This is a genomic window from Achromobacter sp. DH1f (assembly GCF_000633435.1).
Lineage (GTDB): Bacteria > Pseudomonadota > Gammaproteobacteria > Burkholderiales > Burkholderiaceae_B > Achromobacter > Achromobacter deleyi.
In genome coordinates this window covers 195,005-203,384 of sequence record NZ_AYMF01000012.1, presented here as the reverse complement: position 1 = coordinate 203,384, position 8,380 = coordinate 195,005, and the positions used below count along the sequence as shown (strand labels likewise).

Sequence of the window (8,380 nt, the reverse complement as noted above, 5' to 3'; positions counted from 1 at the left end):
GCGCGGGCGGCCACGTTTGGCGTTTGTGTTGCTGAAAGTGTTGCGGGTGCGCTTCGCGCTGTTGTAGATGAGTTTTCTATTGGGTCGCACATCGTGGGGGTGGGGGCGGTGATGGGCGGCGCGGCAGAGTCCTGCTTGCGCATGCTGACCGTCTCGCGCGCCGCCCATCGGGCGCTGCAGATGGGCGGGGTAGGGCGTTGCCCGCTTCGTGCCGGCCGCGCGGGCGGCCTTGCGAAGCTTACGCGGCGTCTTGCGTGCACCGATGCCGCTCTCGCGTGTGCGTAGCGGTGCTGTTTTCTAGCGGCGCGGATGCCATGGCGTTTCACGTCAGTGTGCAGCGCCTGATGGGCGGCGCGCGAGACGGTCAACATGCGCAAGCAAGAGCCTGCCGCGCCGCCCATCACCGCCCCACCCCCACGATGTGCGACCCAATAGAAAACCAACCTACAACAGCGCGATGCGCCGTCGCAACACATTCCAGCAACGCAATGCCAAACGTGGCCGCCCGCGCGGCCGCGGCTTGGCGACCCTGTAGATCTCATGCCCTGACCACAGGTCTAGCAGCGCAACGACCCAAGACGCACGTAGCCCCTGGCGGGGGTGGCATGCGGAGTGGGCAACCTCGATGCGCCCGAGGGAATCTGAAGGCAGTCGCCGAAGGCGACAACGAAGATGACGAGGGGGAAGTCCGGAGCGAAGGCTCCGGACCGCAATCGTGGGCGCCCACTCCGCATGCCACCCCCGCCAGGGGCGACCTACGAAGCCCCACCGCCGCAAGCAAGCAAGCAAACGGCAAGCAACACCCAGTCAGCCACCCTCAAAAATCAGAAGAAACTTCACTCCGACATCGGATCCTGAAACTGCGAACACTTGATCTGCACCAGCTTCCGATCCTGCAACCGCAACGCCGTCAACGCCCCGCCCCATACGCAACCCGTATCCAGGCAGATCACATCCGGCCGCTGCATCAGCCCCAGCGTAGACCAATGTCCGAATACCGTCGTGATATTGCGCGTCGCCCTGTTAGGGACATCGAACCACGGGACTAGTCCGGCCGGCCATGCGCCCGGCGTTACCTTCGTGGCGAACTCCATGTGGCCGTTCGGCGTGCACAGGCGGATGCGCGTCAGTGCGTTGATGATCACCCGCATCCGCTTGCTGCCCTTGTGGTCTTCCTTCCAGGTCGACGGCTCGTTGCCGTACATCTTTTGCAGCGCCTTCTGCCAGTTCGGGCCGCGCAGCGCGTCCTGTACTTCGGCCGCCAGCGACAGCGTCTTGGCCACGTCCCATTTTGCCAACGTGCCTGCGTGCACCATCAGGTGATCGTGCTCGAAATGGGCCAGCGGGCGCGAGCGCAGCCAGTCGATCAGCGCGGCCGAATCCGGCGCGCGAAGAATTTCGTCGAGCGTGTCTGATTTTGACGGCTTGCGTACGCCCGCGGCCGCTGCCAAGAGGTGCAGGTCATGGTTGCCCAGCACCACCGTGGCGCGGTCGCCCAGGTCGATGATGCGGCGCAGCGTTGCCAGCGACTGCGGGCCGCGGTTGACCAGATCCCCGGCGAACCAGAAACGCGACTTCGGGTCGCCGACCAGTTCGGGATGGGACAGCAAGCGATCCAGCGGCGAGCAGCAACCTTGCACGTCGCCGATCATCCAGATACTGCTGTTCATGCGGGACTCTTACTCCAGGGCCAACGTTGTTGGACGATACGGGTAATGGTGTGGCGGTATTCCATGTAGCTCATGGCGCCCAGCGCCAAGGCCATGGCCCCGATATTCGGGCCCAGGGCCGTCAGCCAGGGCGGCCACTTGCCCAGCATGCCTACGTTCAGCGCCAGCTGGTTCAGCATGAAAAAGCCCACGCCCAGCAGGATGCCGATAAAGACCTTGGCGCCCACGCCGCCGCGGCGCGTCTGCATCAGCCCGATGGGGGCCGCGATGGTGATCATCACCAGCAGCGTGAACGGATATGCCAGTTTGCGCCACAACGCGACAACCTGTCGACCATATTGCAGCTGGTTGTTGCGCAAATAATCCACATAGTCGAGCAGCGTCACGATCGACATGCGCTCGGGCGTGAGCACCCGGGCCAGCAGGCGTTCGGCGCTGAGCGTGGTGTCTACCGTGCGTTCGGGCACCTTCACCACCGTGGCAGGCGGGTTCTTCGGCGGGCGGGCGTTGGCCAGCGCCTCGGCGGCGTCGTCGTCCAGGCGCGTTTCGGCCACGTCTTTCAGTACCAGGTCGCCATGGGCGAACAGGCCTGTGGGCGCCGTCGACAGCACCGACAGCGTCAGGTCTTTCTTGAACTCGTACAGCGTCACGCCCGTGACCTGGCCGTCGCCTTTCAATTCAGCGATGTTGATGATGCGGGTGCCGCCGTTGGCCGTGGGTTCCTTGAACCAGTAGCCGCTGTTCAGGCGGTCGCCGCCGGCGCGGCCGCGAAACTGCAGGTTGGCTTCGCCAGACTTGATTTCGGCCCAGGGCGTGACGTATTCGGACAGCAGGGCCGCGCCGATCATCAGCGGAATGGTCACGATCCAGAGCATGCGCAGCAGCCGCATGCCGCTGACGCCCGAAACCCGCAAGATGACCAGTTCGTTACGTTGGGCCAGGCCCGCCAGCGCCAGGATCGCGCCGATCAAAAGGCCGATGGGCAGCAGGTCGTACAGGCGGGTGGGGATGGCCAGTGCCTGCATGTACAGCAGGGCCAGCATGGAGAACTTGTCGCCCACGTTGTCCAGGTCGTCCACCAGCGCGAAAAACGTGAAAAGGCCCAGCAGGGCCATAAGGACCACTGCACAAGAGCGATAGATCTCGCGGGCCAGGTAGCGACGTGCGGTACGCATGAAAAGGGACGAGTGAGCGCGTAAACGTGAAAGCTTAACAAATCCCGCCGTTCAAGGTGGGCGCAAGCCTTGGAAATCAGTCGGTTTCTGGTGTCAGGGGATGTCCACCATCTGCATCCGGCGGGTCAGGGTGTAGACGCGGGAGTTCAGGTAGTTGGAATTGCGGTGGCTGTCATAGAAGCGCGGGTTGGGCAGCATGGCCGCCAGCCGGGCCGACTGGCTGGCCCCCAGGTTGGCCGCCGGCACATTGAAATAGTGCTTGGCCGCCGCCTGGGCGCCGAAGACGCCCACGCCCCATTCCGCCACGTTCAGGTACAGCTCCAGGATGCGTTCCTTGGTCATGACGTGTTCGATCATGTAGGTCAGCACCAGTTCCTGGCCCTTGCGCACGTAGCTGCGAGAACTGGACAGGAACAGGTTCTTGGCCAGCTGCTGGGTGATGGTCGAGCCGCCGCGCATCTTGCTGCGGCCGGCCTCTTCCTGCTTCTGGTTGTACTCCCAGGCCTTGCGGATGGCGTCCCATTCGACGCCGTCGTGTTCGGTGAAATTGGAGTCTTCGGATGCCACCACCGCCAGCTTCAGGCTGCGGTTGATCTTGTCGTAGGGCACCCATTCGTATTTCAGGCGGAAATCGGCATTGCCGTCCTGCAGGCGGGCCAGTTCCTCGCGCATCACGGCGCTGCTGCCCGGGTTCTGGTACTTGTACCAGACCACCAGCCCGAACAGCCAGAACTGGTACAGCAGCACGGCGCACACCAGCGCCATCAGCACGCCGGTGATGATCCGGAACCAGGAACGGCGCTTGCCGCTCTTGCCGCGGGCGGCCATCGGGTCAGCTTCCGGCCATCAGCGCCTCGCGCAGCGCCGCCAGCACGGGGGCCGGATCGGGCCGGACGCCGTGCCAGATGAAGAAACTTTCCGCCGCCTGGCCCACCAGCATGCCCAGGCCGTCGGCGGTCAGGGCGGCGCCATCCTGGCGGGCCTGCCGCATGAAGGCGGTAGGCTGGGCGCCGTACATCATGTCGTAGCCGGCCGCGCCCTGGGCGTACAGGCCGGCGGGCAGGTCAGGGGCGGCGTCCTGCAGGCCGCTGGCGGTGGCGTTGACCACCAGGTTCCAGCCGCCGGGCTGGGCGGCGTCGGCCAGGCCCCCGGCGGTGACGCGGGTCTGGGGTTCGGCGCCGGTTTCGCGCCAGCCTTCGGCCAGCTCCAGCGCCCGGGCGGCGGTGCGGTTGACGATGTGGATGCGGGTGCAGCCGGCCTGGGCCAGCGGTTGCAGCACCCCGCGGGCGGCGCCGCCCGCGCCCACCAGCAGGACGGACGCGCCGGTCAGGCGCACGCCCAGGCGCAGCAGGTCGGACACCAGCCCGACGCCGTCGGTGTTGCAGCCGTGCCAGGCGCCGTCGCGCCACGACAGGGTGTTGACCGCCCCGGCCAGCCGGGCGCGGCTGGACAGGTGGCCCGAGGCCAGCGCGTAGGCGTCCTGCTTGAACGGCACCGTGACATTCAGGCCGAGCCCGCCCTCGGCGGCAAAGGCGGCCACCGCGGCGCCGAAGCCATCCACCGGCGCCAGCAGGCGCTCGTAGGTCAGCGGCTTGCCGGTCTGTTGCGAGAACAGGGCGTGGATCTGAGGCGAGCGGCTGTGCGCGATGGGGTTGCCGATGACGGCGTAGCGGGCAAGAGGGGGCGCCTCGGTCATGGGGCTTCGGTTTCCAGGGTGTCGTTGACGAAATGCCAGGTGCGGGTGATGACCAGCACGTCGGTGTCGCGGGCGATGTCGGGCGGGAACGGCGGGAACGGCGCGGCCAGCTGCACGATGCGGCGGGCGGCCTGGTTCAGCACGGCGTGGGGCGAGGGCTGGTCGATGTCGACCGCCGCGATGCTGCCGTCGGCGCGCACCGACACGGTGATGCGCAGCGAGCCATAGATGCGGCCGCGGGCTTCGTCCGGGTAGTGCTGGGTGCCGACGGATTCGATGCGGGTGCGCCAGGCATCCAGGTAGGCGGCGTAGCGCGAGGCCTCGGCCGAGGGCGCCACGAACTGCTTGCGGGGTTCAGCGCTGTATTGCTGCACCTTGGCGGCCAGGGCGGCCACCTGGGCGTTCTGGATGACGCTGGCCTGGTCCTGGGCGTCCTGGCCGCGGTCGTTGCCGTCGGGCCAGGGGTTGACCGCCTGGCGCTCGGCGCCGGCCTTGTCGGCCGCGCGCAGCTGGGTCATCAGGCGAGCCTGTTCGGCTTCCAGCTGCACCTGGCGGCGGCGCATGGCTTCCAGCACGATGGTCTCGGCCGACGCGCCGGTCTGGGGCAGGGGGGTGGTGGACAGGCCGCGTTCGGCGTTGCCGCCGCCGCTCATCTGGTTCTGCGCCTGGGCCCGGGGAGTATCGGGCGGCGTTTCGCTGCGGGCGTTCAGCAGCACCACTTCGAGGCTGGTCGCCGGGGGGCGGGACAGCGCGGGCGCGCCGAAGCGCCACGCCAGGGCGCCGGCGTGCACCAACAGCGAAATCGCGATGCCGATGCGCAGGTAATGCTGGGCGGGGGCGCCCAGCCACCACAGCAGACGGCTCAGCGGAGAGGGGGAATCAGCAAGGCGTTGCACGCACGCATTGTAGAGCCAGTCCGCCCGCTGCCGTCACCTGTGGCTGCCCGTGGGGCTTACTTCGAGGGCCGGGGGAAGACCCAGACCTTGCTGGCCGGCAGGGCGAGGCGGCAGGGGCCGGGCTCACGGCCTTCGGGGCCGTAGGCGCGCAGCGCCAGCGTGTTGGCCGGGTCCGCGTCCGGGGTGCGGAACAGGTATTCCCAGCGGTCGCCCAGGTACATGCTGGTCAGAAGCGGCATGTCCAGGTGGTTGCCGTCGGGATCGTCCGCCAGGCGGACCTGTTCGACCCGGATCACCGCGGTGGCGTCCTGGCCCTGGGTCACGCCCTCGCCAGCCTTGCCCCACAGTGCCCAGCCGTGGCCTTCGATGCGGGCGCGGCCGTCGCGCACTTCCGTGACCTTGCCGTCCAGCCGGTTGTTGCTGCCCATGAACTCGGCGGTGAACAGCGTGGACGGCGAGCCGTACATTTCCTGCGGCGTGCCTTGCTGCTCGATCTTGCCGTTGTTCAGCAGCAGGATGCGGTCGGAAATGGCCATGGCTTCGCTCTGGTCATGCGTCACCATCAAGGCCGACAGCCCCAGGCGGATGATCAGTTCGCGCAGGAAGGCGCGGGCCTCTTCGCGCAGCTTGGCGTCCAGGTTGGACAGCGGCTCGTCCAGCAGGATGACGGGCGGGCTGTACACCAGCGCCCGGCCGATGGCCACGCGCTGCTGCTGGCCGCCGGACAGCGCATGCGGATGGCGCTGGCCCAGCTTGCCCAGGCCCAGCTGGTCCAGCACGGCCTGCACGCGTTCGCGCACTTCGGCGGACGGCACCTTGCGCAGCTTCAGCGGGTAGGCCACGTTCTCGAACACGGTCTTGTGCGGCCACAGGGCATACGACTGGAACACCAGGCCCAGGTTGCGCTCTTCGGCCGGGATTTCCTTGCGGGCCCCGCCGTCGTAGACCACGCGGTCGCCGATGGTGATGCGGCCGCGCTTGGGGCCTTCCAGGCCCGCCACGGCGCGCAGCAGCGTGGTCTTGCCGCTGCCCGACGGGCCCAGCAGGGACACCACTTCGCCTTGGCGCAGTTGCATCGACACGCCCTTGAGCACCGGGTTGTCGCCGTAATCCAGGTGCAGGTCTTCTACAGAAAGCTCAATCATGAAGTTTGACTCCGAATCGCAGGGCGATGCCCAGGCCGATCACGACCAGAACGATATTGATGAAGGAAAGCGCGGCCACGATGTCGATGGCGCCGGACGCCCACAGCGACACCAGCATGGACCCGATGGTCTCGGTGCCGGGCGACAGCAGGTAGACGCCGGTGGAGTATTCGCGCTCGAAGATCAGGAACATCAGCAACCACGAACCGATCAGGCCGTACTTGGCCAGCGGCACGGTGACGTGGCGGGTGACCTGGCCGCGGCGCGCGCCGGCGCTGCGGGCGGCCTCTTCCAGTTCAGGCCCCACCTGCAGCAGCGTCGACGAGATCAGGCGCAGGCCGTAGGCCATCCAGACCACCGTGTAGGCCAGCCACACGCTGAAGATGGTGCTGCGCATGGCACGCAGCCATTCGATGAAGTTCTCGCGCAGCCATTCGGCGAACGGCAGGCCCGACAGCCAGCCGCCCAGGTCCGGATCCAGCGCGTTGTCCAGCCACATCGGCACGAACAGGAACACCCACAGGAACGCCAGGCCTGCCAGCAGGCCGGGCACCGCGCGCGGCACCAGCACGCTGTAGTCCATGAAGCGGGTGACGTTGTCCGGCTTGCGGTGCATCGCCAGGCCCACGAACATGTAGCACATCACGGCCAGCGCACCGCCGAACACGCCGATGGCAACCGAGTTGACGATGGCGCGCATCAGGTTCGGTTGCGCGAACACGGTGCGGAAGGCGTCCAGCGACAGCACGTCGAACAGCGACACGCCCATGCCCCAGTTGGACACGAACGCGCGCAGCAGCACGCCCATCAGCGGCACCACGATGGTGACCAGCAGCCAGAACGCCACCACGCCGCCCGCCACCCAGCGCCACTTGCCCAGCGGCAGCGGACGGGCGCGCGAGGCCTTGCCCTTGACGGTGACGAAACGGTTGGCGGTACGCATCAGGCGGCGCTGCAGCATCACCAGCGGAATCGTCATGCAGATCAGCACCACGGCCACGGCGGCCATCAGGTGGTACGACGGAATGCCGAGTTTGTTGGTCAGCTTGTACAGGTAGGTGGCCAGCACCAGGTTGCCTTCCGGATCGCCCAGCACCAGCACCAGGCCGAACACTTCCAGGCCCAGGAAGAACAGCAGCACGGTGGCGTACAGCATGGCCGGGCGCACCATCGGCAGGCTCACCGACACCATCACGCGCAGCGGCGAGGCGCCGGTGACGCGGGCGGCTTCTTCCACGTCCGAACCCATGCTGCGCAGGGCCGACGAGATGTACAGGTAGGCGTGCGGCACGTGCGTGAGGCCGGCGATGATGACGATGCTGGTCAGCGAATACACGTTCCAGGGCACGAAGCCCAGGATGTTCTGCGCCCAGATCGAGAAAAAGCCCACCGGGCCGGCCGCCACCACGTAGCCAAAGCCCAGCACCATCGGCGACACGAACACCGGCACCAGGATCAGGGGCTCGATCCAGCGTCGGCCGGGCAGGTCGGTGCGGATCATCAGGAAAGCCAGCATGCCGCCCAGGGGGATGGCGATGATGGCCAGCCCGAAGGCCAGGATGAAGCCGCTTTTCAGCGCCTTGTAGAAATCAGGGTCCGCGAAGATGAAGCGGAATGCGTCCAGGCTGAAGACCTTGGACGGCGAAAAGAAGGGCGCGGACAGGAAGCTCTGGATGATGATGAACGACAGCGGCACGTAGATGGCCAAGGCTGTGATCAGCACCACCACGCCGCGCGGCAGGGACTGCCATTTTCTGCGCAATGACTGCATGGGGAAATCCTGTTGATTCGATAGACG

The 8,380-nt window shown here is 67.0% G+C and carries 7 protein-coding genes; all 7 read right to left on the bottom strand.

Features of this window, described 5'->3' with window-relative positions:
* Positions 1-836 precede the first annotated feature (836 nt).
* On the bottom strand, positions 837-1,670 hold the full coding sequence (locus U858_RS0113275) for a symmetrical bis(5'-nucleosyl)-tetraphosphatase (protein WP_025137641.1): 834 nt from the start codon (positions 1,668-1,670) through the stop codon (positions 837-839).
* A complete protein-coding gene (gene lptG, locus U858_RS0113270; RefSeq protein ID WP_025137640.1) occupies positions 1,667-2,845 on the bottom strand; it encodes an LPS export ABC transporter permease LptG in 1,179 nt (392 codons plus the stop codon). The genes U858_RS0113275 and lptG overlap by 4 nt, the downstream gene beginning before the upstream one ends.
* 93 nt (positions 2,846-2,938) lie before the next feature.
* A complete protein-coding gene (mtgA, locus tag U858_RS0113265) occupies positions 2,939-3,673 on the bottom strand; it encodes a monofunctional biosynthetic peptidoglycan transglycosylase (RefSeq protein WP_025137639.1) in 735 nt (244 codons plus the stop codon).
* A gap of 4 nt (positions 3,674-3,677) precedes the next feature.
* On the bottom strand, positions 3,678-4,541 hold the full coding sequence (gene aroE, locus U858_RS0113260; protein WP_025137638.1) for a shikimate dehydrogenase: 864 nt from the start codon (positions 4,539-4,541) through the stop codon (positions 3,678-3,680).
* Complete coding sequence (locus U858_RS0113255; RefSeq protein WP_025137637.1) at positions 4,538-5,437, bottom strand: TonB family protein; 900 nt, start codon at positions 5,435-5,437, stop codon at positions 4,538-4,540. Before U858_RS0113255 ends, aroE begins: the two co-directional genes overlap by 4 nt.
* A 56-nt stretch (positions 5,438-5,493) precedes the next feature.
* Positions 5,494-6,582, bottom strand: a complete 1,089-nt coding sequence (locus U858_RS0113250; RefSeq protein WP_025137636.1) for an ABC transporter ATP-binding protein — start codon at positions 6,580-6,582, stop codon at positions 5,494-5,496.
* Positions 6,575-8,353 carry an iron ABC transporter permease gene (locus U858_RS0113245; protein WP_025137635.1) on the bottom strand — a complete coding sequence of 593 codons (1,779 nt, stop codon included), beginning with the start codon at positions 8,351-8,353 and terminating at the stop codon, positions 6,575-6,577. The genes U858_RS0113250 and U858_RS0113245 overlap by 8 nt, the downstream gene beginning before the upstream one ends.
* Between the last annotated feature and the right edge of the window lie 27 nt (positions 8,354-8,380).

Bases quoted from the DNA above. Each gene is read 5' to 3' on its own strand.
- aroE (WP_025137638.1), bottom strand. From the start codon at position 4,541: ATGACCGAGGCGCCCCCTCTTGCCCGCTACGCCGTCATCGGCAACCCC.
- U858_RS0113245 (WP_025137635.1), bottom strand. From the start codon at position 8,353: ATGCAGTCATTGCGCAGAAAATGGCAGTCCCTGCCGCGCGGCGTGGTG.
- U858_RS0113275 (WP_025137641.1), bottom strand. From the start codon at position 1,670: ATGAACAGCAGTATCTGGATGATCGGCGACGTGCAAGGTTGCTGCTCG.
- mtgA (WP_025137639.1), bottom strand. From the start codon at position 3,673: ATGGCCGCCCGCGGCAAGAGCGGCAAGCGCCGTTCCTGGTTCCGGATC.
- U858_RS0113250 (WP_025137636.1), bottom strand. From the start codon at position 6,582: ATGATTGAGCTTTCTGTAGAAGACCTGCACCTGGATTACGGCGACAAC.
- lptG (WP_025137640.1), bottom strand. From the start codon at position 2,845: ATGCGTACCGCACGTCGCTACCTGGCCCGCGAGATCTATCGCTCTTGT.